Raw genomic sequence first — 25,490 nt, forward strand, 5'->3', positions numbered from 1 at the left:
TGCTTTATAATTAATGCGAGGTTTTAATGTGGTTTAGCTAATAGGTTTTGGATTATGTGAGAATTGCTATCCTGGTCCATATTGTAAAAGTACTGTAGTTGCCATTGCTGGGTTTTTATTGCCTGTTTAGAAGACGTCGTATCCCAGGGTGGGTAGACCCTAAAGCCTCTTTTGCCTTCTTTTTGGTCAGTGCCAATGATTCCTTTTTGTAATAAAATTATTTTTGGGAATATGAATTGTCCTGATTGATTTCCGTTTTGCGTCGTAATCATATAAAGATCTATGGCATCACTTTCATGCAATGGTTCAGTAATACCTTCATTATTGCGTTTCCAGCAGGTTACAAATTGTCCGACCTTTTTAGGGGTTGTTTTTGCTTTCCTGTAAAGAATGCGATGATGGTTTAACTTAAATTGACAGGCATTGTATTCTTTGCTTTCAGTTTCAGTTATAAATTCAGAGATGTAAAGCTCAGATGGGGTATAAACCTCATTGATAATTGTTACTAATTCGGGAGGCATATTTTTAATTGTTTAGGTCAGATTGATCTAATGATCTGCTTGGGGTTGGGTCGTTTTCTTTAATTCGTTTACGACATTTTTGCTCAATATCGAATACCTTATTTATTTGAGAAATATAGATGATATCCGGTACAAACTGTTCACTCTTGTTTTTACCACGTTTCATTTTTCCGGTTCTTAACTCCATTTCGATATTTCCATAATTTCCTTTATTACTAACTCTCATGTTGCCGGAAAATTGCTCCCAGTCTTTAATGGTGGTATTGCCTCTTCTATATTTGATGAATCGGGTAGGGGTGCCCACAAAGTAGCCACCTTTTTGCAGGAGTTGAACAATGGCTGCAATTAACAGGAAGATGCCAACAACAACAAACAATCCTATAATAAGACTGGGTACCAGGATGGTTTCCCAGTTTTCTAAACTTCCTGTTACCGGAATGTCATTTTGTTTAAAATGAACTTCTTTTCCTTGTATAATCGGTACGATAAAAGCAATCACAAAAATACTTATGAAAACATTCCAAAAGCCTGCAAATGCTAATAGGGTAAGTCCTTTTCTTCTGGGGAAGTTCTTTTTACTCTTAACTATAAAATCAGTAGGCTCAGACCCTATAATTGTTCTTAAATCTTTTGGAATGGCATTTCTGTTCATAAAGTAAAGATACTAAGAATGATTTAAGCCGATCTGAATGGAGCTACTCAAATATTGGAATGGATGAACAGGGGAATGAAAAATCGATAAGCATCGTATTACAAATGGACGTTAATCGTTTAAAATCTTAGTTTCAAATCCATCAATACTTTCAGTATTTTTTGCTTCCCAATATGCTTCAATTCCTGTTGATCCTTTTTCTTTAGCCCATTCCGTAAGTGTGGTACGCTCCTCCTTAAAGTCCATTAAAGGAACTCCAAATCCGCAAGAAGTTTGCACCAGATCTACTTCCATTTCTATGATTTGTCTGGAACCATCGTTGTGGTCAAAAAGGGTAATATATTCATGGAATTTTTCATCTCTCTTATGAAAGATTTTAGCGGTTCCGTATAGTCTTAAAATTAGTGGAGGGCCTTCAAAAGCACAAAACATGATAGTCATCCGTTGGTTCTTTAGAAGGTGGGCCGCCGTTTCATTACCACTACCGGTAAGATTGAGCCACACAATTTTATTTTCGTTTATAACCCTAAAGGAGTCTGTGCCTTTGGGTGAAATATTTACCCTTCCTTCTTCAGCTGCAGTTCCCACAAAAAATACTTTTTGCGATTCTATAAACTTTTTAAGTCGGGGTTTTATACTGTCCAATTTTCGTCCCATTGTTTAAATATTTAATTTACGATACTTATGAAGCTAATCAAAATGTGAGCCTGGTTAGTCCATCCGTTAGATTAGTTATTGAAGTGTTGGTCAAACCATACTTTTATTGCAATACCCGGCTTTATCAAAATCTCTGATGTTTATAGAAATAATGGGTGTTTCCGGGAACATTTCTTTTAATGCTTTTACAATACTTCTTGATAAATTATTTTTTTGTTCCTCAGTACGTCCTTCCATGATATTGCCAAATACATGAATAAAGTCCTTGGTGTCTCCTCCTACATTGTAATAGATGTAAGGGTTAATGCGGACTTTGATGTCACCCTTAGCAAACAGGTTCGTGGCATCAGCGGTGTTGTATACGGTTTCAATAATAGCTTCTGGACGTTGTTGCTCAATTATAGGTTGCGAACACTCAATGATAAAATGAGGCATGATCGTTATGTTTTTATTAATTCCTAAGATAAAAATACTGCCTTTACCTTGAAGAATAACTACCAATGTTATTTAAGTAATGTTAAATTTTAAGCTCCCTTGCGAACTTTTCTAATCCACCTTTCACTTGTGGCGGGATCTCCTCATCAGCAATCCAGGTATGTATGTTTCCTAAATATTCCATGCCTAAATATTTGGCACTTTCCTCAAAAGGCATCGTGAATCCTTTTTTTAATTCGGCATCCGATCCACAGCTTAAAACAGCCATGTTTTTGCCTTTTAATTGCTTTCCGATTGATTTTTCTGTTTTCAGGCAATCCGTAATACGATCGAAAAAGTTTTTCATGATCCCGCTCATGGTATACCAATAGATAGGGGTTGCGAAGATCATAGTGTCGTATTTGGTAACAATCTCTTTTATGGTAGGTATGAAATCATCATTCTTGTACTTGTAGTCATAATGGTAAGGATGAATGTTTTTGGTATTTAGGTCGACAACCTCAAAACCAAAGTTGTTTTGTAAAAAAGAGGTCATCCGATTGGTGTTCCCATTACTTCTCGAGCTTCCCTGGATAATAACTGTTTTCTTGTTCATCATGTGTCTTTTTAATTATGAGAACAAAGGTATGTGGAGCCGTTTTAGCAAACAATAAGGGGCAAATTATGCCCCATTATAAGTTTTCTCCAAATTCAGTAAGTGATTCAAATACAGTAACTAATTTCGATCCTAAAGGTGTGATGCTATATTCAGTTCTCTTTGGGTATACATCAAAATCTTTCTTTTGTATGAGCCCGTCGTTCAACATTTCTCCCAGCTGTTGAGTTAAAGCTCTTTTGGAAGCTTCCGGTAAGCCTTGTTGAATATCTTTTAATCGTAGATTATGTTGAAGCAGTGTACTTAAAATGGCAGGCTTCCATTTGCCTGAAATAACATGTAAGGCTTTTTCAATGGCGCAGTCATTTTTTAAGGGCGTTTTTCGCTGGTAAGTGCTCATACTTTTTGTATTTACGGATACTCATTATTTAACATCCAATCTATAGCCGCTTCTTCTGTGGTAAAGGTTTTGAGGATATAATGTTTTGGGGTGTGTTCTATGACAAAAGGGACAACCGTATTTTTAGGGGTGTCGACAAGGACAGCAAACTTTTTGCCACCAAACTGATCTTCTCTTGTATCGAAATAAGCAATGATTTTTTTATGGTCAGCTAAATTTACATTTAAATTGGCATCTCTGTAATCTAATATAAAGCCATTAACGTCTTTTGGAATGAGGTTGTTTTTAATAGCCAGATTCCAGGATTCAAAAATGTCTTCGATACTGATATTACCGTAGTGGGCTCGATAAAGAATTCGAGTGTTTGGGTCGTAGTAATATTTGTATTTTTCATTCATAGCTGTAAAAATATAAAACTATGTACTGTCAATCGTTAAAATTTTGCATTTTTCACTGATATGGAACTCAGTGGTTTTAAAGTCATCACCAGAATACGTATTTAAGCTGAATTCGTTTTTTCATACTTTGGTATTTTGTTATTTTTAGGCATGAATTTAGAACAATACATCCGCGATATTCCAGATTTTCCAAAACCAGGTGTGGTTTTTAAGGATATCACTCCTTTGTTAAACGACTGTGATGCTTATAATTATACAGTAGGACAGCTTTTAAAGCTAATAGGAGAGCAGAAGATCGATAAGGTTATCGGAGTAGAGAGTAGAGGTTTTTTCTTTGGCATGTTATTGGCACAAAAACTTAAAGCAGGGTTTATACCGGTACGGAAGCCGAATAAATTACCTCATAAAACACTGGCCCAATCCTACGATCTCGAATATGGATCAGATGCTGTAGAAATACATGCCGATGCGATTCATAAAGGAGATAAAATTTTAATACATGATGATGTGCTAGCCACCGGTGGAACTGCTGGTGCAGTATGTCAATTAGTAAAAGAGCTGGGAGGTGAAATTGTTCAGTGCAACTTTTTAATGGAACTTACCTTATTAAATGGGAGGGAGAAACTTGACGGTCATCCTGTCGCTTCTTTACTGAAGTATTAATCAAGTGCATTTTTTGTTACGTAGGCACGCCAACCTATAATAGCCAATTGCCACTTTTTAGCCTTACTCACATCGAGTCGCTGTTTGGTAAAAGAGGGGAGTAGCACTTTGTTTAATTTTGCCAATGCCTTAAAAAATGCTTTTTTCATAAATAAATAAGCCTTGAGTTTTCAAGGCTTAAACTACAAAATTTTGTTTATATAGCGTCGTATTAATTAGTGGCAATTATCATGCTTTTGTAATTTGAAGTTAATAGTATATATTCTTTTAAATAAGAACATCTCGATATAGGTAACGAACAATTTTCAGAATTGGACCACAACATTTTCTATGATGCTAAAGTGGAGATCATAGACCGCATAAAATTAGGAGTGGCATGAACTTGAGACGGTATGGATTAAATATTCAGTAAAAGGAGTTAAAGCATATTCTACAAAAACAAGTCTTCAAAAATTATAGATTATTTACTGTTAACTAAAAAATCTAATTCTGTTCTACCCAAAATCCCATCTTCACCCAAACCTTCGATAATTCCAATAAAAGCAGTGTTGATGTCGGAACAGTAAAAGGACACTTCTGCCTCCCCGTCCATATTGGTTATAATTGAAGGGCTCCAAAATAAAGTATTTCTAATATCTGGAAATGGATCTGATTCAATTTCATAATTAGGTTGATAGAACTCTCTCTTTCCGTAATACCCTTTAATTTTAGTTAAATTGAACTTCTTTAAAAGTTCCTCTTCGGTAAATCTTTTATTGCGATAGGTTACATGTACTATTTCTCTTCCGGGAATGCCGACAATCCTAGGATGTTTTTTTGGAATATCATCACCCACAAGCATAGGGTAATCTTTTCCTTCAATAGGTTTTGTGCCTCCTCCACATGCTGTACAATTTAAGTAACCACAAGCTCCTATATAATCCGTATTGAGAAAGCCAATCTTGGCAATGCTGTCTAATTGACCAAGGTATTTATCTCTGAATACTCGTACTTTTTTTGTTTGAATTTGAACTTCATCAAGAGCTATGGTTTTTCCTGTTTCCCATGGCTCTATTACTTCAGTGGTAATATTGTCTGTCAGCTCTTCTATTAAAGGATAAATACTTTCCTTGTTATTTATTGTAATTTTTATTTCTTTGAAGGGATCGCTTATGGCTATTTCATATTCATCTTTTTCAGAGGGAAAATGTTTTAAATATAAGCGTCTGCCTAATGTGAAATAAGGTTCGTGCAATTGGAAATTGCCAGATTCATCTAATAACACCATCTGTTTGTTACTGTTATTAGAATTGAAAAGCATAAGCATTTTTTGATGACGACTATTCTTACTTTTTCTAATAGGTCTAAGTCTGCCTTTTATTTGCGGTGAAATAGCAGCTGTAGATTGTTGCTTTTCACTTAAACTAACCTCGTCCCATATGTACCTTCGCCAGCCTTGTGTTAATAAAAGTAAATCTAATGCCCGCAACCGATTTTTGTTGCTAGGATTAAAATAAAAATCTGGATTATATATGCGTCCACGTAATTGTGAGGATAAAAAATAATGTGTTAAAATGTTTTTCCCATCTTTATGTTTATACATTTTATCGAATACACTGATTGCTATTTGGGCCGGAATAGGATTACCCGCTTTATCACTTGTTTTAATTTTTAAATTAACCTTTCCTCTAACGGGATAAGACGACTCTAGACCTGTTACCTTAATCTGTAAACCATCACCTATATTAACATAAACTAATCGTTCCGCTAATGGTTTTGCGTCTTTGTTAAATAATGTAACTTCCGTTATTCCTTGAGGAAAATTCGTAGTAGGGAAGCTTATAAATAAGCTATCTTTTAATGTTCCGGAAGCTATAAATTGAACCATACCGCGAGTTTGTGTACGTATATAAACCTCTTGGATTGGTAAGTTTGGTGTTTGACTTACCTTAAACAGCATCTCTTTATCATTCTGATATTCTAGATGCAGCTGAATACCATTTCGCTTTATTACAGGCAAGTTGTAAACTGTATCCTTTTGTTGGTCTAACAGAATATAATATTGTTTATCTATGTCAGGGACAAAATTAAGTTTTCCAATACCTGCATGCTCCGTTTTAATTTTGGCAACAGGTTTATTATTTTCAAACAGATTACCTGAAACTACAATAGGAATCCCATTTCCATTAACCGCTTTAAAAGCTAAAACATTTTTAAGGCCAGATATAAGATTTCCACCTTCCGGAAAAAGATCAAAATATACTTCCGTATTCCCTTTGGCATTTATTTCTGCTTTTTGGATATGTTGTTGCTCTAATTTTGAAATAATTTGAATACTGCGACATTGGTAGAAGGGAAGCTGATTGTTAAATAAGGAATGTGCTGAATAGGCTGATATGAGATAATCACCCTCAGGCCATGATTGATCTATATAGAGGTGTCCATCTGTCGTTCCATTAAGTATTTGGTATTTTTCTTCAAATACAATACTGTCATTCGCTTTTTTTGCAACGGTAACATAAAGGGTTTGGTCTAAAAGACTAAATTGATGTAACTGACTATCTAGTACCCAAGCTTTAAACCAGACATCTTCATCGTGTTCGTATACTGTTTTGCTGGTTTGTAAATAAATGTTATTTGAGGATATTTTTGAAGCAGGTTCCTGTACAATATTAGCTAATGTTTCATAGGCTGGTGTTGAAGTTTGCGCATGTAAAGGAGCCGTGCTGAGAAATAAAAAAGGAGAAAATTATAAGCTTCTTTCATAGTATTAATACGTTCATGTAGCATAGACCGGGCAAGCTATAAATCCTTAATTGCCATTTTTTAGCCTTACTCACATCGAGTCGCTGTTTGGTAAAAGAGGGGAGTAGCACTTTGTTTAATTTTGCCAATGCCTTAAAAAATGCTTTTTTCATAAATAAATAAGCCTTGAGTTTTCAAGGCTTAAACTACAAAATTTTGTTTATATAGCGTCGTATTAATTAGTGGTAATTGATCTGGCTACAAGTACTCCGTCTACCTTACCAATGATAATATTGGGAATTCCGTCAGGATTGCGCGATGAATCCCAGGTGGCACTCCCGGCAAATTTATTTTCTTTTGATGTATTGGAAACAATTTTAATGGCAGTGATATGCCCGTTTTCATTACGCTCGATACCTGAAATATTATACTCAATTCCTTTTTTCATTAAATCGTCAACATAAGCTTGTATTAATTTGTCGGAGGTACGCCTAGTGATTACAAAGCTACTATGGTCTAAAGGAACTCCTACAGCTAAATTCATATTCTTCTGGGCAGAGTTTTCTTCAGCATTCACACCAAAAGACAGTTTCCATGGACTTGCAGCTGTTTTGCTGTTTTTAACCGAGTCGGTTGGATGCCCTTCGACAACTTTCTTCTGTATGCCATATACAACTGTGTCTTTAGTTTGTGTAGATCCTGTAAAACCTTGAATGGCAACCTTAGCAGGCGTGTTGCTTTTTTGTGGAGAAGAGGAGCCTTGTTGTTTAGTTTTTTGGTTGGTTTTTGCCTTTTTGGTGGTAATGAGTATAACTCCATTTTTTCCTTTTTCTCCATAAACCCGGGTGGCGTTTTCTCCTTTAAGGATCTTTACACTTTCAATTTGGTCCGGTGTAATTGTATTTACATTAAAATCTGGCTTTTTTTCAACCCCATCTACCACTATTAATGATTTGATGGTGTTCAATGTATTGGTGATATTGGTTTCCCCTTGTTTATAGGTTATAATCTCTATTACTCCATCTTTTCCTTTAGCCCCGTATATATCAATCGCATCTTTCCCTTTTAGTACAGTCATGTGTCTTATATCTTCCGGAGCAATGCTATTTGGGTCGTAATTGTCTTGTATCTTACCATCTATAACAATTAAGGATGCATCGATTTGATGTTTTGTAATTCCCGGAGCAGTTTTGTAACCAATCTTTTTTATTTTACCATTAGGGTCAAACTCAAAGCTAAAGTCCAAATGCCCAATAGGAAGTGTCCCTGCTATGGCTGTTGAACCACTTTTTCCATTAGGGCCTTTGAAATTAGAGGAAATGGCTATAATTTCTCCTTTTTCATTACGTTTTACATTGAAGAAAGTGAGTGTTCCGCCGTATTCTTCTTTAAAGGTTCTTGCAAAATAGTCGAGCTTTTCATCACTTGTGTTTCTTATTACAGCAAAAGTTCTTGATCGGTCGTTAACAGGTCCGTATCCCATAACATAATCTCCGGCTTCATCATATACGTGAAATTTGAACGAGGGAATTCCATTTTTATGGGTACCACTATGGTACTTTCCACTTGTGTGTGTTGATTCATAGGATGAATTCAGACTGACGATTTCATTATTGCCATTGCGTTTAACTTCATTAAAAGTTAAGGTGATCCCGGTTTTTTCCTTTATGTGTTTTATTTGATCGTTTAAATAGGTATCGGTTGAGTTTTTGTCAACAACGACATTGAAAGCTATTTGTTTACTGCTTGAGGTCGTTTTGATCTGCGCTATAGTTTCTGTATTGAGCGTGTAAATAAACAGAACTAACAACGGGACTACCGATAGATATTTCCATAAAAACAGGCGCTTCGATTTTTGTTTGTTCAGCATAACGATTCGTTTTTTGATTGATGAATTAAAAGTATTGATGATGTTTAATTGATGAATATTAATATTAGATGATTGTTCCAATAATAGGTATTGGTATTCTTTTTTATTACCCCATACTTCCAGGGTGGCTTTGTCTGCTAAAAATTCAAGATTTTCATTAGTTGCCTTTTTGTAAAGCCAGGCAATCGGATTGAACCATTGAAAAATGCAAATTAAATGCGTTAAGAGCATATCGGCAGAATGTTTTTGAAAAGCATGTGCCTTTTCGTGACTCAGTACCGCGTCCAACTCTGCATCAGTGATGGTACTGTTGATGACAATATAATTGAAGAAGGAAAATGGAGCTTCCACGCAATCCGCTTCAATAATGGTGTATTGATCTGTTTTGTAACGGGTTCCTGATCTAAGGACTCGTACTAATGAGAGCAACTGTATGATAAATCTGGAAGCAAAAAATAACACCCCGATGCCATAAATGATTTGCATAACCTCATATGGGGTTAGCGAACTTTCTTCTGGAATTTGCAAGGGCTGCGTTCCATGTGTGGTTGCTAAAACTGGGTCTACTATAGTAGGGGCATCAATATAAACTATTTCAGTAACGATCCAAAGTGGTAGAAATAATGCAACCAGAATGCCGGTTAATAAGAAGGCACGGTTGAGATTCAGAAAGGTACTCTTTTGCAATAGAACGCGATAGCTTGCATAGAAAATTGCTAATAGGAGTGCGCTTTTGGACAGGTATATGTAAAAATCAGGCATTACTTCTTGTTTTCTATTTCGTTAATGATCTCCTTTAACTCTTCTACACTTATTTTTCTTTCATTCGCAAAAAAGGAGACTAAGCTTTTATATGAATTGTTGAAGTAGTCGCTCATGGCATTGCTCATGAATTTCTTCCTGTAATCTTCTTTCTTTACAACAGGAAAGTATTGAAAGGTATTGCCATAGGCATTATGAGAAACATATCCCTTTTCTTCCAGATTCCTGATGATGGTTGAAAGCGTATTGTAATGAGGCTTGTTTTCTGTGAATTCAGCTAAAATGTCTTTGACAAAAGCTTTTTCAAGCTTCCAAAGCATTTTCATGACTTCTTCTTCTTTATTGGTGAGTTTCTGCATTGCCAGGCATTTTATAATTCCTTGTTTCCAAAGAATAATGGTTTGATGTGTTCAAATGTATAACTAAAAAAATAGTTACACAACTATAAAAATAGTTATTTAACTAAATAAATAGTTTTTTATTCTGAATACACACAATGAAAACTTACTCCTATCTTCGCATAAATTTAAATTTACATGAATATACTTTTAATAGTCGGGGGATTAATATTATTGATATTAGGGGGGAATTGGTTGTTGAAAGCTGCCGTTGCTCTTTCGTTAAAATTAGAAATACCAAAGATTGTGATCGGTATGACGGTGGTGTCGTTTGCAACATCCGCCCCGGAGTTAATTGTGAGTGTAAATGCTGCTCTTGAAGGTTTTCCGGATATTGCAATGGGTAATGTTATAGGTTCTAATATAGCCAATTTAGGATTGGTTTTGGGAATAACAGTCATGTTGACCACGATCGATGTAGAGCGAAGTTTTTACAAAACCGACTGGCCTGTAATGATGTTAGCTTCAGTGCTCCTGTTTCTGTTTGTATTTTATGATGATGTTTTAAGCAGGGTAGAAGGGGTTATCCTTTTTACCGCTTTAATTGCATTTTTAGTATACCTGTTGAAGTTTCAGAAGCCTGCGGTGGTTGATGATTATGCTGAGGATGATGAACCATTAGAGCTTTATAAGGTTGTGTTATTTTTAGTCTTGGGTGGTGTAGCCCTTTGGGGTGGTTCAGAATCTTTAATTAGAGGAGCAGTTGGAATGGCAGAATCCTTTGGCGTTAGTAAAAGGGTCATTGCTATTACCGTGGTATCAATTGGAACCAGCATACCTGAATTAGCTGCATCGGTTATTGCGGTTATGAAACGGGAGAAAGCCATTTCTTTAGGGAACCTGATAGGGTCGAATGTATTTAATATCCTGGCGGTTTTAGGAATTACCTCTATGGTGCACCCTATTACCGTAGATAAAGCTTTTTCAAGTGATTTGTACTGGATGCTGGCATTTGCTTTTGTGGTACTTCCACTGGTATTTCTTCCTAAAGGTTTGCGCTTAGGCTGGAGAGATGGCTTGGTTTTATTGGGGAGCTATGTGTTCTTTGTCTACCTAACCATATAATGCCGGGACGAATTATTCCATGAACAATATGAAGCCTTCTGTTGTAAACAAGCTCGTCAGATGTTTTTCGGTCCATATAGAAGACAATATTCAGGCTTAGTATTCCTTAGATGAAATACATTAATAACTGCTTTAAGGTGCTCTAGGCCCGGTGCAAAGGTATGGATACAGTATAGATAGAGTATGGATACAGTATGGTTGAAGTAAAGATAAAAGGATGGACAGCTTCTACGGTTACAACATACAGAAAGCCCCCTAAAACATCGAAATATTAAAGGGGGCACTCAAACCTAAACCTACTTTATGAATATAAAATTACCTGCTATTTCTATAAAAACCCTTTGAAGTGATCCAAAGGGTTTTTGGAGAGGGTTATATAAAAACGCTTTAAAAAAGCGGTAATTTTCTAAAACTATTACAATTTATATACGGTGGCTTATAGGTCGTTGGACCACAGAGGAAGTGTTAAACTTTTATTAAAGAAAAAGAGGTCAATTAATGACCTCTTTAAGCGCTGTATTTTGTTGGTGTATTACTCCATTGCAGGAGGGTTTACTTTTTTATCTAATGCGTTAATTCGTTCTTGATATTCATTAATGGCTTCTCTTACCATATCAACATTGTCGGAGGCTCTTTGATGAGCGTCTTCCATAACTTTTTCGAGTTTAGGATCTGGGTGTTGGAAGAGGTCAGTGATTACATGATTGATCTTGTCAATACTACTTTCCTGCGTGTTTTTGATGTCTTCTAACTTTGAAATAATCTTACGCATTCTATTTAATTTCTCTGCACTCATAATGTATAAGTTTTTTTATAATATACGATTTTTTTAGCAAATGGTTAGATGTCAATTGTTTAAGGTTGTTCGCGTAATGGTTGTCTTGTGGGGTTTTAATAGCTAATAAATTATAAATCGCTACCTTTGCTAGGTACTCGTTCTGACGCTGATCATAACGAGACTTTTTATATAAAAACCAGAGATGCAGACACCCAAAAAGATTGCCATTGTTGGTAGTGGATTAGTAGGAAGCCTTTTAGCTATTTATTTAAGAAATAGAGGACATGTTGTAGATGTATATGATCGAAGGCCTGATATAAGAAAGGTAGAATTTTCCGGACGCTCCATTAACCTGGCAATGTCTCCAAGAGGCTGGAGAGCCCTGGAAGCTGTGGGGATTGATGAGGAGATTAAAAAAATTGCTATTCCGATGGATAAGAGAGCAATCCATACTCCTGATAAGCCTATGTATTATCAGTATTATGGAAAGGAAGGGGAGGCAATCTATTCTATTTCCCGTGGTGTTTTAAATCGAAGAATGATTGATCTTGCCGAAGCTGCAGGAGCTCGGTTTATTTTTAATAGTAAGGTATGGGATGTTTCCCTTTCAGAAGCTACCGTTCAGGTAGGCGAATCGGAAAAAGGGGAGTGGACTCCAAATAAATATGATCTTGTTTTTGGTGCTGATGGAGCGTTTTCTCGGGTACGTCATAAAATGCAACGTCAGAGTATGTTTAATTATAGTCAGCATTTTTTAGATGTTGGCTATAAAGAATTAACCATCCCAAAAAATGACGACGGTACGCATAAACTCAATAAGAACTCTTTGCACATCTGGCCAAGAGGTAATTTCATGTTTATAGCTTTACCTAATTTAGATGGAAGTTTTACATGTACACTGTTTCTGCCGTTTAAAGGTGAGAATTCGTTTGAAGTATTAAATTCCGAAGCCAAAGTAGCTTCGTTTTTTAAAGAGTTTTTCCCTGATGTGGTTGATGTGATCCCAAATCTGGTTGAGGACTTCTTTAAAAACCCTACGAGCTTCTTGGTGACCACAAAATGTTATCCGTGGACTTATAAAGATAAAGTGGCTTTGATTGGAGATGCCGCCCATGCGATCGTTCCATTTTATGGTCAGGGAATGAATGCTGGTTTTGAAGATATTACTGTGCTGAATGATTTGATGAATTTGCATAATGATGATTGGAGCCAGATATTTAAATCCTATCAAGAAGCCAGAAAACCAAATGCAGATGCTATAGCTACATTGAGTTACAGGAACTTTATGGAAATGAGTAATAAAACGGCTGATGAAAATTTCATTCTAAGAAAGAAGATAGAAGCGTGGTTCTATGATAAACATCCTGAGTTATGGGTGCCCTTATATACGCGAGTTACATTTTCTGAACGATCGTACGCTGAAGCTTTAGAGTTTGGAGATTTTCAGAAAGAAATAATGGATGAGGTAATGGGATTGGAAGGGATTGAGGAAGACTGGAAGAATGAAGAGGTGGAGCAGTTTATACTGAATAAGTTAAAGGAGAAAGAACATTTAGTTTGATAAAATTAAATGAATGTTTTATCCATTAAAAAAGCCACTAGACATAGTGGCTTTTTTAATTGTTATGAATTTCTACACTATCTTAGATAGTAGCAAAAATACTTTCCATTTTTTCTTTTTCTTCCTCAGCTAAAGCAGGGTCAACAAGAATTCGACCACTATGCTCGTCGGTAATGATTTTTTTGCGAGAAGCAATTTCCATTTGAACCTGAGGTGGAATAGTAAAGAACGAACCTGCAGATGCTCCTCTTTCAATTGAAACTACTGCAAGACCATTTTTAACACTTCCTCTAATTCTTTTGTAAGCATTAAGTAATCGGTCTTCAATTAAGTTTTCAAACTCTTCACTTTTCTTGATAAGCGCTTCTTCTTCTTTTTCAGTTTCAGCTAAAATATCATCTAATTCACTTTTCTTGTGTTTTAGATGGCTTTCACGTTCATTAAGACGTTCTTTAGTTTGCTTAATTACTTCTTTCTTTTGTTCAATTTGAGCTTTGAACTCCTTGATGTGCTTTTCAGCTAATTGAATTTCTAATTCCTGAAACTCAACCTCTTTAGATAAAGAGTTATACTCTCTGTTATTTCGAACATTTTTTTGTTGTTCCGAGTACTTTTTGATTAAGCTTTTGGCTTCTTCGATCAGGTTTTTCTTGTTGCTGATCTCAGTGTTGAGGTTTTCAAGTTCTGAATTCAACTTTTCGATTCGGGTTTTTAACCCCTCAACTTCATCTTCAAGATCTTCTACCTCTAGTGGAAGTTCACCGCGTACATTTCTGATTTCATCTATTCGAGAATCAACTAATTGAAGGTCAAATAGTGTGCGTAATTTTTCTTCTACTGTTACTTCTTTTTTGGTTGCCATATGTTTTAAAAATACTTGACAGGATTCGTATTGCAATCTGAAATTATGATCTTACCTAAGGGTAAGGCAGGTGCAAAATTAGGAATTTTTTCCGTAAGATACTCAAATAAAAGATTTTTTGTGTACTGTTCGGTTTCATAATGACCAATATCGGCTATTATGATTTTATCCTCAGCTCTAAAAAAGTCGTGATATTTTACATCGCCTGTGATATAGATATCTGCTCCGTGTTTCTTAGCTGCTTCTATTCCGAAGGCGCCACTTCCCCCTAAAACGGCCACTTTTTTAATTTTATTACCCAATAATTTGGAATGTCGTATGCATTCGGTGTTCATTTTCTTTTTGAGTTCATTTAAAAATGTAACCTCTTCGAGTGGCGTTTCAAGCTCTCCTATCATACCGATACCAATATGTTGATTTAGGTTCTCCAGCTTAGTTATTTCGTAGGCAACTTCTTCATATGGGTGGGTTTTAAATAATGCTTTTAAAATTTTTCCTTCACTATGTTTGGAATAGGTTACCCCGATCTGGGTTTCAGGCTCATAATGAGTTACACCTTTGGTTCCAATAACGGGATTTGAATTTTCATTTCCTTTAAATGATCCTTTTCCTTCAACATTAAAACTGCAGTTATCGTAGTTGCCTATGCTTCCTGCTCCGGCTTCAAATAATGCCTGACGAAGTTTTTCAGCATCTGCGGTAGGTACAAAAGTAGTTAGCTTTTTTATGGTACCTTTTTGAAGAATTAATGCACTTCTGTTTTTTAGACCTAATCGTTGGCATATTTTAGCATTAACTCCTTCAAAATGATTGTCAAGAGCTGTATGAATGGCATAAATAGCTATATCGTTTTTAATAGCTTTAAGAACCGTGCGTTCTACGTAATTGGAGCCATTGATTTTTTTTAATCCACTGAATACTATTGGATGGAAGCTGAGGATGAAGTTGCAATCCTTTTCGATAGCTTCTTCCACGACAGCCTCCAGGGTGTCAAGTGTTATAAGAATTCCCTTGAGTTCTGCCTGGGCGTCTCCAACCAATAAACCGACGTTATCAAAGTCTTCAGCATAGGATAATGGAGCATATTCTTCAATATTATTAATAAGGTCTTGTATAATCATCTATTCCATTTTTTTTCAAAGATAAAATATTATACTTTCGCCTTCATGTGGCAATTTCGAAAAATACTTTTGCCTTTTTCATGGCTTTACGGATGGGTGATCCGATTAAGACATCTATTATACGATAAAGGATTCATAAAAGCAAAATCATATAGCATCCCTATTATATGTATAGGGAATTTAAGCGTTGGTGGTACGGGAAAGACTCCAATGACTGAGTACTTTATTAATTTATTGAAGACTGATTTTAATATCGCCGTATTGAGCAGGGGTTATAAAAGGAAATCTAAAGGGTTTCTGCTTGCAGATCAAAGGACCACTGTAGAGATGCTTGGTGATGAACCGTTTCAATATTATACAAAGTTTAAGGGGGTTCATGTTGCCGTGGATGCTGATAGACAACATGGGATAGAAACGCTTCAAAAACTTTGTAATCCTGATTGTGTGATTCTTGATGATGCTTTCCAGCATCGCAAGGTGGTTGCTGGAATGAATATATTGCTTACCACATATAATGACTTGTATGTCGATGATTTATTATTGCCAGCAGGAAATTTAAGAGATGTGGTTAACAGGGCTGATAACGCGGATGTTATTGTTGTAACTAAATGTCCGGAAAAGTTGTCCAAAGAAGATAAGGATCTGGTGACAAAACGAATAGGTCTATGTCAACATCAGAAGATCTATTTTTCTAAAATCGTTTATTCTACCCTGATTTATTCAGAGCGAGAGCGTCATTCGCTGGCTTTTCTCAAAGGGAATACTTTTACCTTGGTTACCGGAATTGCGAACCCTCAACCTTTAACTTCTTATCTCGAGAGCTTGGGTCTTGTTTTTGAACATATCGACTATCCTGATCATCATCATTTTTCTGAAAAGGAGATAAGCATTTTAAAGGAGCGATCGCTTATACTGACTACTGAGAAAGACTATGTGCGCTTAAAAGGTCGGGTAGATAATTTGTTTTTCCTTCCAATTCACAATGAGTTTTTATTTGAAGAAGGGGGAGATTTTGATCATGAGGTGTTGAATTACATAAAAAAAGCGTAACAATATTGTTACGCTTTTCTTTTCTAGCTAACCAATTCAAATTATTCTTTGAGAACAAATCTGAAAAAGATAGCATCAAGTATTGTGCCAATTATAGGTTTACCTTGATGTTTTTTACAACATTGTGAGCAATTTTCTTGTAGAAGACTTCTGGTTTGAATGGTTTTGTGATGACATCATTACAACCTGCTTCATAAAAATCATCTTTACTTTCATCCAGGGATATTGCGGTAAGGGCAATGATTGGGATAGTTTTATTAAACTTTCTTATTTCCTGGGTAGCTTTCAATCCACTAATACCCGGCATGTGTATATCCATTAATATAGCATCGTATGAGCCTTTTTTGGCCTTTTCGATAGCCTGGTACCCATCACTCGCTATGTCGCACTTCATGCTTTTTTTCGCTAGCATCTTTTGAGTAATTACCTGATTGATCTTATTGTCTTCAACTACCAGGATATTCAGATTTGCATAGAGCTCTTCCTGAACTTTGGTTGGAGCTTTAATCAATTCTTTTATTTCATTATCCGGTAATTCGAAGGTAATATCAAATAAGAATGTGCTCCCTTTACCTATTTCACTATTTACGGTAATTTGACTATTGTATAGTGTTAATAGGCTTTTTACAATAGTTAATCCAAGTCCTGTACCACCATATTTTCGGTTGATTTGCTCAGACCCTTGAGAGAAACTATCAAATATATTCTTTTGCATCTCTTCTGAAATACCAATACCTTCATCCTGAACTTCAAAATGTATTGTTGTTTCGGAGTTTGAGGTGTTTAATATTTTGGCTGAAAGGGTTACACTACCATTCTCAGTAAACTTTAAAGCATTGCCGACAAGGTTAATGAAGATTTGAGATAATTTCAGCGGATCTCCTATAATCATTTCCGGGATTTTCTCATCGATATCCAGAACGATCTTATTATTTCTTTCTTTTGCCGGTTGCTGCAGCGAATCAACGACCTTGGATAGTACCTGTCTGAAATCGAACGGATACTTATCTAAGGATAATTTGTTAGCTTCGATCTTATTAATTTGGAGGATATCATTAATAAAATTTAAAAGATATTCACCAGAATATTTTAATGACTTTAAATGCTCTTTTTGACTTTCTTTAGGGTCTTCTTCCAGTAGCAGGTGGGTTAATCCTGTAACAGCATATAGTGGTGTGCGTAATTCGTGACTAACCGTTGAAAGAAATTGAGCTTTGGCCTGCATAGCTCTTTCTGCAGAATCTTTGGCTACCTGTAGCTCTAAATTCTTTTTAAGCAACAGATCATTTGTTTTAAACTTGATCTGATTATTTCTGTAAAGGGATATAGTTAATAATGAGATAATAATTAACAAGGCAGAGCTCAAAACTGAAGTGAGTTTAGAGATGTTTACGGTTTGTTCTTGTTTAACGGCATCTTTTTTCAGCTGATCATTCAGTCTGGTTAAAAATTCAAGTTGACTATTTTTAGCTTCTTGAGTTTGAGAGGTCAGAATTTTGTTTGAAAAATAGGTGCTATTAATAGCTTCTGCCTGTTTTAGATATTCCAGGGCTAATTCGTACTTTCTTTCTTTTTCGAAGAGTTCTGAAGCTAGTTTGCTTGCTTCATACTTTAATTTCATAAAGCCTCTTTCGTTTACGATTGTGAGTAGCCGTGTTAAATGTAGTTCTGTGTTTTCAAGATAATTTTTATGGAGATCTATTTTGGCAAGATGTATTAAAATCTTGGCCGTGAGATATTCTTTTTCCGGACCTGTTTGATAAGGTAATAATTTTTGAAAATTTCGCTTCGCCCTATTTAGATTATCTAAATGCAGGTACATGATCCCTTCATTTAGAATCACTAAATCGTTTGTGGCAGCATCTCTTCTTGGAATATTCTTTTTGGCCTCCTCAATTAGTTGAAGGGCTTGAATCTCTTGTCCTTCCTGAGCTAAATATATGGCCTCATAACTTTTAGAAATGGCTTCACCTTTTTTATATTCATAGAAATTCAAGGCTCTCTTCGCCGTTTCGATGTATACCTTTACTTTGTCAAATTGTTCGTAATCAAGATAGAGCTCGGTGTAGAGATTGCAAATGTTAATCAAGGATTCGGAATCGTCTGCAGATGTAGCCGTTTCATAGGCATCACTTAGCGCCTTTATGGCCTTATTAAACTCTCCTTTGTTTTTATACTTATAAAAGCTGAAGTCCGAACTGTTGATGGTGTCTGAAGCAATATTGCCAGCATGAACCAAGCCCATCAGAGGCAGAATTAGAAATGCGGTAATATGTAGCAAAATTTGCTTCATTGGTAAGGTTTGTTCTGTAAATATAACTAATTCTTATTTATGTAATTAATTAAATCTACGATTCTGTTGCTATAACCGTATTCATTATCGTACCAACCGATAATTTTTACCATCTTTCCGATTACTGAAGTCATCTGTGCATCAAATATACATGAGTGTGGGTTTCCTATAACGTCTACGGATACAATTGGGTCTTCAGTATAGCTTAAAATGCCTTTTAAATTACCTTCTGAAGCCTTTTTAAAAGCTTGATTGATTTCTTTAATAGTCACATCTTTTTTAACATTAAAGGTGATATCGGTAAGAGAACCATCAGGTACAGGAACCCTGATTCCGCATCCGCCAATTGCATCGCTAATTTCAGGAAATATTTTGGTGAGCGCTTTTGCAGCCCCTGTCGTGGTAGGTACTATAGATTGATTAGCCCCCCTTGCACGGCGAAGATCTTTATGGGGTTGGTCGTGTAAGCTTTGGTCTGTGGTATACGAATGTACAGTTGTGATATAAGCTTGTTCAATGCCGCATAACTCTTGAATAATCCTTATCATCGGAGCTGCATTATTCGTAGTACAGGAAGCGTTTGAAATGATACGCTCTGAGCCATCTAAAATGTTTTCATTTATGCCCATTACAATCATTTTAATGTCATCATCAATTGGCGGTACTGAAAGAATTACCTTCTTGGCTCCATTTTTAATATGATATTCTAATTCCTTTCGCTCTTTAAATTTGCCTGAGCTTTCAATTACAACATCAACATTGTAGGCGTCCCAGTTTAGGTCTTCAATTTTATTGATCTGGGTTAAAGGGAACAGGGCGTCGTTTACGATAATTCCTTTTTCGTTATAATCAACTTCTTTATCAAGTACTCCATGAACGCTGTCATATTTAACAAGGTGACTTAGGGTTCTGCTGTCTGCTAAATCATTAATTGCAACGATATTAATATTTGGTTGATCAAGGAGGAGTCTGAATAAAGTTCTGCCAATTCTCCCAAATCCATTGATTGCTACATTAATTTCTTTCATATTCTTAATTAAAAAATCCCGCCTTAGCGGGATAAAAGTAATTAATTACATTTTTTTATTCGATGTGTTTGTGCGCTTTGTAAGAGGAGCGTACCAAAGCTCCACTCTCTACATGGCGGAAACCAAGTTCTAAACCTATTTCTTCGTACTTCTTAAATTGGTCAGGAGTAATGAATTGATTTACCGGCAGGTGTTTTTTCGAAGGTTGTAAATATTGACCAATGGTAACGATATCTACATTCGCTGCTCTCAAATCATGTAAAGTTTGAATGACTTCATCTTCTTTTTCTCCCAGGCCTAACATGATACCTGATTTGGTTCTGTTGATTCCTTGTCTTTTTAAATATTTAAGAACTTCAAGGCTTCGATCGTATTTTGCTTGAATTCTAACCTCACGGGTTAGTCTTCGAACCGTTTCCATGTTATGAGAAACTACTTCCGGAGCCACTTCGACGATACGGTCGAGATGTTTTTCAATTCCCTGAAAATCCGGAATTAAGGTCTCTAACGTAGTATTCGGGTTCATTCGGCGAATAGCCTTTACTGTTTCGGCCCAGATTATAGATCCCATATCTTTAAGATCATCTCTGTCGACAGAAGTAATAACAGCATGTTTGATGTTCATTAACTTTATAGACCGCGCTACTTTTTCGGGTTCTGCCCAATCTACTGTTTCGGGTCTGCCTGTTTTTACCCCGCAAAACCCACACGATCGAGTACATACATTACCTAAAATCATAAAGGTTGCCGTTCCTTCACCCCAGCATTCCCCCATATTAGGGCAACTTCCAGAGGTGCAAATGGTATGCAGGTTATATTTGTCTACAAGTCCTCTTAGTTCTGTATATTTTTTTCCGGTTGGAAGTTTAACACGCAGCCATTTAGGTTTGCCTTTTGGAGGTGCTACACTTTCAGCTGTATTTATACTCATAGTGAAAATTTTGAGCTACAAAGATACAAACTAAACTTTGAATAAAGTCTTAAAGCGTTGTTAGATACCAAATGCTAAATACTAATAAAAATATAATGCCGAGATAGCTTATAATTTTCAGAGTAATGCTGGGTTGCCATTCTTTTGGCGTGTGTTTAGAAGAGATTAATGCAAAGTTCATTATGGCGTAGAATGGGGCGGTAATAAAAGATAATATAGTGGCGATTTCTATAAGAGTTTTCATTTCAGATAAGAAAAACAATAGAATTGAAATCGTGCCTATAACCAGTAATAGAATCCAGAAAAGGTAGGCATTCTTATGTTGTTTGTTGGTTATGAGTTCGCTACATCTTACCATTGATCTCGGCGAAGCATCTAAGGTGGTCAATGTGGTGCTAAACATGGTTGTAAATGCTGCTATGGCAATAATTAGATAGCTGTAGCCTCCAAGATTCTCGGTGTAAAGATTAATAAGTTGGGAGGCAAATTGAGAGGCTCCGGATGCAAAGGAGTTCCCCGTGTCATGCATAACCAATGCTCCTAAACTTATAAAAAAGAGCCCCAGAAAAATGGTACTGGTATAGCCAATGTTAAAATCGAAGAGAGACCTTTTGGTGTCATAACTCTGTGTTATTTTCTTTTTTTCCAAGACCCATAGAGATTGCCAGATTGATACGTCCAGGGGAGCTGGCATCCATCCCATAAATGCAATTAAAAATGTGAGACCGACAAGGTCAGTTGGGATTACTTGCTTAAAGCTATACGGTTCATGATAATTATAAATGGCAACAATTACGGCCATAATGGTACTAATGGAAAGAGTACAGACAATAATTTTCATCAAATTATCCAAAAGTTTATACTTCCCCAGGAGTAAAATGGATAAACAAATCAGGGTTATGATGATGCTCCAAATGACAGGATTAGGAGTGATTCCGAATAAGTTAGCGGCCAAACCTGCTGTAACTATGGTAACTGCAGTTTGAATGGTAAACATGGTGGCAAATGTTATAATGAAGTAAGCTATTAATGCCCATTTACCTATTTTTTTATAACCATCTAAAAGCGTTTCTCCGGTGGCCATTGCATATCTGGGGCCATATTGAAAGAAGGGATATTTAAATAAGTGGACTAATAGCAGGGCCCAAACCAGTGTAAAGCCATAATCAGCACCCGCACGGGTAGATTGAACTAAGTGAGATACCCCGATAGCAGCTCCCGCAAATAGAAGTCCGGGTCCGAGTTTTTGTAAAAAAGATCGCATTATTTATTAGTGATAATTTCAGCGAGGAGTTTTTTTGCTCTTAGCAGCTTTACTTTAATATTGTTGAGAGGTTCGTCTAGTTTTTGTGCTATTTCTTCATAAGTGAGTTCCTGAAAATATCTTAAATTAATGACTTCCTGGTAATGAGGTTTAAGTTTTTTAATGTACCTGAGAAGTTTGCTTAAGTTCTGTTCACGAATAAGAATATCTTCTGCACTTGGCGTATCATCAGCGATGTTGTACATCTCGTCATCATTTTCATGAGAACTATGATGGATGATGCGTGATTTTTGCTTCCTTAGGAGGTCTATATGAATGTTTTTGCCTATGGTGATTAACCAGGTTTTAAATTTGTAAGAATCATCGAAAGATTCAATTTTATCAAAAGCTCTAGAAAAGGTTCTGATGGTAATGTCTTCAGCATCATTTTCGTTCTTTGTTCTAAGAAGTAAAAAGCCGTAGACATCGTTCCAGAATGTATCTAATAAGAAGTTAAACGCTTTTTGGTTTCCTTGTTTGGCTTTTAGGATATTTTCCCGGATAATTTCAGAATTTATCTCCAATTGGTCGGTTTTGAAATAATGTTAGATATAAATATAAGAAATTGAAAAAATATCAAAAGGATTTCATAAAAAGGAAGTGCCCAAAGTAATGAAGTTTCTTCCAGTTTTTTAGCTATAGGGATGTAAATACTGTATACAATAATCCACCGGAGTAAAATTAAGCCAATAACCACGGGGATCTTATATTGTAGAATGATAAGTAATATGGCTAATGGAATGAAAAGTAATTGGGATGTGTAATAGATGTTTATAAGAGCTCTGTGTTTGCTCTTGTATTTTTTAATTAAGGCGTATTCTGATTTTTTATGATCAATCCAGGTTTCGAAGGAGTCTGTCGATATGGACTCTGTGAAACTATCCTTGCTGTAGATCAACGAGGTGTTTTTTGAGGTTGCTGCCTGATTTATAAATAATTGATCTTCGCCATTGCTGATATCAATATGATTTATAAATCCACTATTGTTGAAAAATTCATCTTTATGATAGGCTAGGTTCTTACCATTTCCAGAAACGGGGATACCGCTTAAAAGGTAAGAAAATCTGTGGGTGGTAGCTACCAGGTTTTCAAAGCGAATGAATGCATTTAATAATGATTTTTTTATCTTTTTAAATGCGCTATAACCTAAAATTATGGTTTTTTCGGAATCAAATTTTGAGGCGATTTCTAATAACCAATGATCTGAATCAGGTTTGCAGTTGATTTCAGTAAATACCAAATGATTGTATTTGGCTGCTTTTATACCAAGTGTTAATGCGTATTTTTTCTTGCCCCAAAATGCTTCATTGTTTTTAACATTAACAATTTTAATTTGTGGGTACTTATCAGCAAATGACTCCATGATGTCTAATGAATCATCATATGAGTCGTAGTTGATTAATACTAGCTCAAACTCAGGATAATTTTGTGATAGAATGTAAGGTAGGTTTTCCTTAAGATCTTCAGCCTGATTCTTGATGAATATAATTATGGATATAGCAGGGACTGATTCTTTTTTAGCAGCTGTTTCTTTGTGAAAAGCAAATCTTCTAAAGAAGAATAAAAGATAAAATATTTGAATTGCAATGACTGCTACAAAGGCGTAGAGTAGTGGTGCTGGCATATGTAACTTGTAACGTTACGGTTAGTTAAGTTGTTCTTTTTTACAATCTTGCTCTTCAGGTAATTTACCGCAAAAACCACAGGCTTCACCTTCTTTGTTTAAGAAAGGGGACTGGCTTGCGCAGGTGCCGGCAAATTTACCGTCTTTTTTAGCCCATATTTTAATGGCGATTCCTGCAAATGCAAGGCCTAATAATACTATGCTTATAAGTACAAGTTTCATGACAATTAATCTTTGATGCAAAACTACAAAAATTAACTATAAACGAGCGTTAAAAACTAGCAAGAATGGTTAGAAGTGCATTTCGTAAAAATAAAAAATCCCGAAGTAATTCGGGATTTTTTTATGTTATAGTGAGATTAGTCTAAATCAATACTTGCTACCATATTTTCTGCGGTAGCTTCTCCGGTAAACCCTTTCGGTACCATATAGATTTTATATCCTTTGATGCCTTCCTGGTAAGGTAGGGAAAGTAACTTCTGATCTGCTTTCTCTAAAGTACCTAAGTGTACTAAAACTCCATCTACATTAGCCCACATTTGGAACTCCTTTTCTTCTGATAGATTGGGAAGGGAAACAATATTAATGGCCGACAATTTTTCTTCGGGGTTAATATAGGCTACAGTTTTTAATTGTTTAGCTCTCTCGTTTCCACTAAGTACATATTTTTTTGTTTCAGGATTGTTGAGAACAGCATAATTGCTTTTCATGTCCTGAAGCTTAGAGTTCGTGGCAACAATTTCATTCTTTAAATTAGAAATTTGACTCGCTACACTATTCTTCTCGGTAGACAACAATCTGTTTTGGTTCCATAAAAGAACTGTAGTGGCGGCGAAAGCAATAGCAGCAACACTCGCAGCAACATAATACCAAGGCATGCCTCTTTTAGACGAATGATGGTTATCTTCTTTCTCTATAATCTCAAGAACCTTGCTTTTAATGTCAACCGGTATCGGTTTAGCATGTGCTTTAGCATAGATTTCCAGATTCTCTTGTAACTCATTATATCGTTCGGCAACTTCCGGATGCGTTTCAATATAGTGCTCAATTCGAGTTTCCTCTAAAGTGGTTATATCACCTAGAAGATACTTTTCTAGTAAATCACTTTCTAATAATATTTTTACATCTTTTTTCATTACAACATAGCATAAAATAATACAGATATCAACGGACCATAAATCTTTCGCAACTCCCTTAAGCCTATTTTTAGCCGGGATTTAATCGTTCCTAGAGGAATGTCTAGTTCATCACTTGCCTCCTGTTGGGTCATACCTTCAAAGAAAAGAGCCTCGAGTACGATTTTGTATTTATCTTCAAGAGAATCTAAATGGTCTTTAAGGTCTAAATGTTCAGGTGTAATGCTCTCAATTCCTACCTTATATACGTTCGATTTATCCATTTGGATTTCTTGATCCGTTTTTAGGTTCCTGCTTCTGATTTTGTCTATAGCAGTATTGCGGGTTATCCTAAAGAGCCAGGTGAAAAGTTTCGATTTGTCTTCATCATACGTGTGTATTTTTTTCCAAATCTTAATGAGGCTTTCTTGAAGTACGTCTTGAGCAAGTTCTTCATTCTTAGTCACTTTAAGCGCGATTCCATAGAGCGTTTCACCATAGTTGTCATATAGTAAACTCATTCCTTCTTCATTCTTGTCCTTTAGTAGCTGAATGATTTGTGTCTCTAATAAACTTCGTTTGGCCATTAAAACTTTTTTAAGTTGAATGCAGTTTTTACTAACGTCCTTTAATCTTTTTTAAGTATAAACTACACGATATCATTTTCTAACAGAAGCCGGCTGC

At 35.8% G+C, this 25,490-nt stretch carries 29 protein-coding genes; 5 read left to right on the forward strand and 24 right to left on the reverse strand.

The annotated features are described in order from the left end of the window. Positions 1–23 precede the first annotated feature (23 nt). The 7 genes from P278_RS01200 to P278_RS01230 form a co-directional block, all read right to left on the reverse strand. Entirely contained in the window at positions 24–521 is a 498-nt protein-coding gene (locus tag P278_RS01200; protein WP_038260974.1) for a MepB family protein, read from the reverse strand. Between the two features lie 4 nt (positions 522–525). Further along, the gene (locus P278_RS01205) at positions 526–1,173 is read right to left on the reverse strand and encodes a hypothetical protein (protein WP_038260977.1); all 648 of its coding nucleotides are present in this window, start codon (positions 1,171–1,173) and stop codon (positions 526–528) included. Between the two features lie 111 nt (positions 1,174–1,284). Continuing rightward, the gene (locus P278_RS01210) at positions 1,285–1,830 is read right to left on the reverse strand and encodes a pyridoxamine 5'-phosphate oxidase family protein (RefSeq protein WP_038260980.1); all 546 of its coding nucleotides are present in this window, start codon (positions 1,828–1,830) and stop codon (positions 1,285–1,287) included. A 90-nt stretch (positions 1,831–1,920) separates the two neighbouring features. Beyond that, positions 1,921–2,265, reverse strand: coding sequence for a 5-carboxymethyl-2-hydroxymuconate Delta-isomerase (locus tag P278_RS01215; RefSeq protein ID WP_038261777.1), 345 nt, complete (start codon positions 2,263–2,265; stop codon positions 1,921–1,923). A gap of 82 nt (positions 2,266–2,347) precedes the next feature. Further along, positions 2,348–2,863 carry a flavodoxin family protein gene (locus P278_RS01220; protein ID WP_235444226.1) on the reverse strand — a complete coding sequence of 172 codons (516 nt, stop codon included), beginning with the start codon at positions 2,861–2,863 and terminating at the stop codon, positions 2,348–2,350. Between the two features lie 73 nt (positions 2,864–2,936). Continuing rightward, a complete protein-coding gene (locus P278_RS01225; RefSeq protein ID WP_038260983.1) occupies positions 2,937–3,260 on the reverse strand; it encodes a winged helix-turn-helix transcriptional regulator in 324 nt (107 codons plus the stop codon). A gap of 11 nt (positions 3,261–3,271) precedes the next feature. Further along, positions 3,272–3,658 (reverse strand): hypothetical protein, encoded by a 387-nt coding sequence (locus P278_RS01230; protein WP_038260986.1) that lies wholly within the window; start codon positions 3,656–3,658, stop codon positions 3,272–3,274. A gap of 150 nt (positions 3,659–3,808) precedes the next feature. Between P278_RS01230 and P278_RS01235 the strand changes: the two genes are divergently transcribed. Further along, the gene (locus tag P278_RS01235; RefSeq protein WP_038260988.1) at positions 3,809–4,321 is read left to right on the forward strand and encodes an adenine phosphoribosyltransferase; all 513 of its coding nucleotides are present in this window, start codon (positions 3,809–3,811) and stop codon (positions 4,319–4,321) included. On the opposite strand, the gene P278_RS01240 is transcribed toward P278_RS01235, so the two are convergent. Next, positions 4,318–4,470: a hypothetical protein gene (locus P278_RS01240; protein ID WP_038260991.1), complete on the reverse strand. Its 153-nt coding sequence runs from the start codon at positions 4,468–4,470 to the stop codon at positions 4,318–4,320. The genes P278_RS01235 and P278_RS01240 overlap by 4 nt on opposite strands. A gap of 311 nt (positions 4,471–4,781) precedes the next feature. After that, positions 4,782–6,320: a hypothetical protein gene (locus P278_RS01245; protein WP_038260994.1), complete on the reverse strand. Its 1,539-nt coding sequence runs from the start codon at positions 6,318–6,320 to the stop codon at positions 4,782–4,784. 52 nt (positions 6,321–6,372) lie between these two features. On the opposite strand from P278_RS01245, the gene P278_RS01250 reads away from it, so the two are divergent. After that, positions 6,373–6,633: a hypothetical protein gene (locus tag P278_RS01250; RefSeq protein WP_038260997.1), complete on the forward strand. Its 261-nt coding sequence runs from the start codon at positions 6,373–6,375 to the stop codon at positions 6,631–6,633. 429 nt (positions 6,634–7,062) lie between these two features. Here P278_RS01250 and P278_RS16700 read toward each other — a convergent pair whose 3' ends face one another. From P278_RS16700 to P278_RS01265, 3 genes are all read right to left on the reverse strand, one after another. Further along, the gene (locus P278_RS16700; RefSeq protein WP_051413341.1) at positions 7,063–7,218 is read right to left on the reverse strand and encodes a hypothetical protein; all 156 of its coding nucleotides are present in this window, start codon (positions 7,216–7,218) and stop codon (positions 7,063–7,065) included. A 62-nt stretch (positions 7,219–7,280) separates the two neighbouring features. Beyond that, positions 7,281–9,677 (reverse strand): M56 family metallopeptidase, encoded by a 2,397-nt coding sequence (locus tag P278_RS01260; protein WP_038261000.1) that lies wholly within the window; start codon positions 9,675–9,677, stop codon positions 7,281–7,283. Then, positions 9,677–10,036 (reverse strand): BlaI/MecI/CopY family transcriptional regulator, encoded by a 360-nt coding sequence (locus tag P278_RS01265; protein WP_038261002.1) that lies wholly within the window; start codon positions 10,034–10,036, stop codon positions 9,677–9,679. The genes P278_RS01260 and P278_RS01265 overlap by 1 nt, the downstream gene beginning before the upstream one ends. Positions 10,037–10,213: 177 nt before the next feature. Between P278_RS01265 and P278_RS01270 the strand changes: the two genes are divergently transcribed. Beyond that, entirely contained in the window at positions 10,214–11,140 is a 927-nt protein-coding gene (locus tag P278_RS01270; protein ID WP_038261005.1) for a calcium/sodium antiporter, read from the forward strand. 532 nt (positions 11,141–11,672) lie between these two features. Here the strand turns inward: P278_RS01270 and P278_RS01275 are convergent. Continuing rightward, positions 11,673–11,936, reverse strand: a complete 264-nt coding sequence (locus tag P278_RS01275; RefSeq protein ID WP_038261007.1) for a hypothetical protein — start codon at positions 11,934–11,936, stop codon at positions 11,673–11,675. A 184-nt stretch (positions 11,937–12,120) separates the two neighbouring features. Here P278_RS01275 and P278_RS01280 point away from each other — a divergent pair, with 184 nt between their 5' ends. Beyond that, positions 12,121–13,479: an FAD-dependent oxidoreductase gene (locus tag P278_RS01280; protein ID WP_038261010.1), complete on the forward strand. Its 1,359-nt coding sequence runs from the start codon at positions 12,121–12,123 to the stop codon at positions 13,477–13,479. 82 nt (positions 13,480–13,561) lie between these two features. On the opposite strand, the gene P278_RS01285 is transcribed toward P278_RS01280, so the two are convergent. Next, positions 13,562–14,341 (reverse strand): zinc ribbon domain-containing protein, encoded by a 780-nt coding sequence (locus tag P278_RS01285; protein ID WP_038261012.1) that lies wholly within the window; start codon positions 14,339–14,341, stop codon positions 13,562–13,564. 5 nt (positions 14,342–14,346) lie between these two features. Beyond that, positions 14,347–15,462 (reverse strand): Nif3-like dinuclear metal center hexameric protein, encoded by a 1,116-nt coding sequence (locus P278_RS01290; RefSeq protein WP_038261015.1) that lies wholly within the window; start codon positions 15,460–15,462, stop codon positions 14,347–14,349. Positions 15,463–15,507: 45 nt separating this feature from the next. Between P278_RS01290 and lpxK the strand changes: the two genes are divergently transcribed. Continuing rightward, positions 15,508–16,512: a tetraacyldisaccharide 4'-kinase gene (gene lpxK, locus P278_RS01295; RefSeq protein WP_038261018.1), complete on the forward strand. Its 1,005-nt coding sequence runs from the start codon at positions 15,508–15,510 to the stop codon at positions 16,510–16,512. Between the two features lie 91 nt (positions 16,513–16,603). On the opposite strand, the gene P278_RS01300 is transcribed toward lpxK, so the two are convergent. From P278_RS01300 to P278_RS01340, 9 genes are all read right to left on the reverse strand, one after another. Beyond that, positions 16,604–18,805 carry a tetratricopeptide repeat-containing hybrid sensor histidine kinase/response regulator gene (locus P278_RS01300; protein WP_038261020.1) on the reverse strand — a complete coding sequence of 734 codons (2,202 nt, stop codon included), beginning with the start codon at positions 18,803–18,805 and terminating at the stop codon, positions 16,604–16,606. A gap of 26 nt (positions 18,806–18,831) precedes the next feature. Continuing rightward, a complete protein-coding gene (gene gap, locus P278_RS01305; protein WP_038261022.1) occupies positions 18,832–19,833 on the reverse strand; it encodes a type I glyceraldehyde-3-phosphate dehydrogenase in 1,002 nt (333 codons plus the stop codon). Positions 19,834–19,888: 55 nt separating this feature from the next. Next, entirely contained in the window at positions 19,889–20,764 is an 876-nt protein-coding gene (gene lipA, locus P278_RS01310) for a lipoyl synthase (protein WP_038261025.1), read from the reverse strand. 49 nt (positions 20,765–20,813) lie between these two features. Next, positions 20,814–22,028, reverse strand: coding sequence for an NRAMP family divalent metal transporter (locus P278_RS01315; RefSeq protein ID WP_200909590.1), 1,215 nt, complete (start codon positions 22,026–22,028; stop codon positions 20,814–20,816). Then, positions 22,028–22,591 (reverse strand): RNA polymerase sigma factor, encoded by a 564-nt coding sequence (locus P278_RS01320; RefSeq protein ID WP_038261031.1) that lies wholly within the window; start codon positions 22,589–22,591, stop codon positions 22,028–22,030. Before P278_RS01320 ends, P278_RS01315 begins: the two co-directional genes overlap by 1 nt. Beyond that, positions 22,582–23,691, reverse strand: coding sequence for a glycosyltransferase (locus P278_RS01325; protein ID WP_038261034.1), 1,110 nt, complete (start codon positions 23,689–23,691; stop codon positions 22,582–22,584). The genes P278_RS01320 and P278_RS01325 overlap by 10 nt, the downstream gene beginning before the upstream one ends. A 21-nt stretch (positions 23,692–23,712) precedes the next feature. Beyond that, on the reverse strand, positions 23,713–23,913 hold the full coding sequence (locus tag P278_RS01330; protein ID WP_038261036.1) for a hypothetical protein: 201 nt from the start codon (positions 23,911–23,913) through the stop codon (positions 23,713–23,715). 137 nt (positions 23,914–24,050) lie between these two features. Beyond that, positions 24,051–24,827, reverse strand: coding sequence for an anti-sigma factor domain-containing protein (locus tag P278_RS01335; protein WP_038261040.1), 777 nt, complete (start codon positions 24,825–24,827; stop codon positions 24,051–24,053). Next, complete coding sequence (locus P278_RS01340) at positions 24,827–25,393, reverse strand: RNA polymerase sigma factor (protein ID WP_038261042.1); 567 nt, start codon at positions 25,391–25,393, stop codon at positions 24,827–24,829. Before P278_RS01340 ends, P278_RS01335 begins: the two co-directional genes overlap by 1 nt. Between the last annotated feature and the right edge of the window lie 97 nt (positions 25,394–25,490).

The sequence above is a fragment of the Zhouia amylolytica AD3 genome, from assembly GCF_000511935.2.
Taxonomy (GTDB): domain Bacteria; phylum Bacteroidota; class Bacteroidia; order Flavobacteriales; family Flavobacteriaceae; genus Zhouia; species Zhouia amylolytica.

What these genes read in the sequence shown, in the direction of transcription:
- P278_RS01250 (WP_038260997.1), top strand. Translation starts at nt 6,373, where the DNA reads ATGTCAGGGACAAAATTAAGTTTTCCAATACCTGCATGCTCCGTTTTA.
- P278_RS01235 (WP_038260988.1), top strand. Translation starts at nt 3,809, where the DNA reads ATGAATTTAGAACAATACATCCGCGATATTCCAGATTTTCCAAAACCA.
- P278_RS01220 (WP_235444226.1), bottom strand. Translation starts at nt 2,863, where the DNA reads ATGATGAACAAGAAAACAGTTATTATCCAGGGAAGCTCGAGAAGTAAT.
- P278_RS01230 (WP_038260986.1), bottom strand. Translation starts at nt 3,658, where the DNA reads ATGAATGAAAAATACAAATATTACTACGACCCAAACACTCGAATTCTT.
- gap (WP_038261022.1), bottom strand. Translation starts at nt 19,833, where the DNA reads ATGAAAGAAATTAATGTAGCAATCAATGGATTTGGGAGAATTGGCAGA.
- P278_RS01225 (WP_038260983.1), bottom strand. Translation starts at nt 3,260, where the DNA reads ATGAGCACTTACCAGCGAAAAACGCCCTTAAAAAATGACTGCGCCATT.
- P278_RS01200 (WP_038260974.1), bottom strand. Translation starts at nt 521, where the DNA reads ATGCCTCCCGAATTAGTAACAATTATCAATGAGGTTTATACCCCATCT.
- P278_RS01275 (WP_038261007.1), bottom strand. Translation starts at nt 11,936, where the DNA reads ATGAGTGCAGAGAAATTAAATAGAATGCGTAAGATTATTTCAAAGTTA.
- lpxK (WP_038261018.1), top strand. Translation starts at nt 15,508, where the DNA reads ATGTGGCAATTTCGAAAAATACTTTTGCCTTTTTCATGGCTTTACGGA.
- P278_RS01330 (WP_038261036.1), bottom strand. Translation starts at nt 23,913, where the DNA reads ATGAAACTTGTACTTATAAGCATAGTATTATTAGGCCTTGCATTTGCA.
- P278_RS01340 (WP_038261042.1), bottom strand. Translation starts at nt 25,393, where the DNA reads ATGGCCAAACGAAGTTTATTAGAGACACAAATCATTCAGCTACTAAAG.
- P278_RS01205 (WP_038260977.1), bottom strand. Translation starts at nt 1,173, where the DNA reads ATGAACAGAAATGCCATTCCAAAAGATTTAAGAACAATTATAGGGTCT.
- P278_RS01215 (WP_038261777.1), bottom strand. Translation starts at nt 2,265, where the DNA reads ATGCCTCATTTTATCATTGAGTGTTCGCAACCTATAATTGAGCAACAA.
- P278_RS01335 (WP_038261040.1), bottom strand. Translation starts at nt 24,827, where the DNA reads ATGAAAAAAGATGTAAAAATATTATTAGAAAGTGATTTACTAGAAAAG.
- P278_RS01270 (WP_038261005.1), top strand. Translation starts at nt 10,214, where the DNA reads ATGAATATACTTTTAATAGTCGGGGGATTAATATTATTGATATTAGGG.
- P278_RS01325 (WP_038261034.1), bottom strand. Translation starts at nt 23,691, where the DNA reads ATGCCAGCACCACTACTCTACGCCTTTGTAGCAGTCATTGCAATTCAA.
- P278_RS01260 (WP_038261000.1), bottom strand. Translation starts at nt 9,677, where the DNA reads ATGCCTGATTTTTACATATACCTGTCCAAAAGCGCACTCCTATTAGCA.
- P278_RS01210 (WP_038260980.1), bottom strand. Translation starts at nt 1,830, where the DNA reads ATGGGACGAAAATTGGACAGTATAAAACCCCGACTTAAAAAGTTTATA.
- P278_RS01280 (WP_038261010.1), top strand. Translation starts at nt 12,121, where the DNA reads ATGCAGACACCCAAAAAGATTGCCATTGTTGGTAGTGGATTAGTAGGA.
- P278_RS01290 (WP_038261015.1), bottom strand. Translation starts at nt 15,462, where the DNA reads ATGATTATACAAGACCTTATTAATAATATTGAAGAATATGCTCCATTA.
- P278_RS01300 (WP_038261020.1), bottom strand. Translation starts at nt 18,805, where the DNA reads ATGAAGCAAATTTTGCTACATATTACCGCATTTCTAATTCTGCCTCTG.
- P278_RS01285 (WP_038261012.1), bottom strand. Translation starts at nt 14,341, where the DNA reads ATGGCAACCAAAAAAGAAGTAACAGTAGAAGAAAAATTACGCACACTA.
- P278_RS01240 (WP_038260991.1), bottom strand. Translation starts at nt 4,470, where the DNA reads ATGAAAAAAGCATTTTTTAAGGCATTGGCAAAATTAAACAAAGTGCTA.
- lipA (WP_038261025.1), bottom strand. Translation starts at nt 20,764, where the DNA reads ATGAGTATAAATACAGCTGAAAGTGTAGCACCTCCAAAAGGCAAACCT.
- P278_RS01315 (WP_200909590.1), bottom strand. Translation starts at nt 22,028, where the DNA reads ATGCGATCTTTTTTACAAAAACTCGGACCCGGACTTCTATTTGCGGGA.
- P278_RS01265 (WP_038261002.1), bottom strand. Translation starts at nt 10,036, where the DNA reads ATGCAGAAACTCACCAATAAAGAAGAAGAAGTCATGAAAATGCTTTGG.
- P278_RS16700 (WP_051413341.1), bottom strand. Translation starts at nt 7,218, where the DNA reads ATGAAAAAAGCATTTTTTAAGGCATTGGCAAAATTAAACAAAGTGCTA.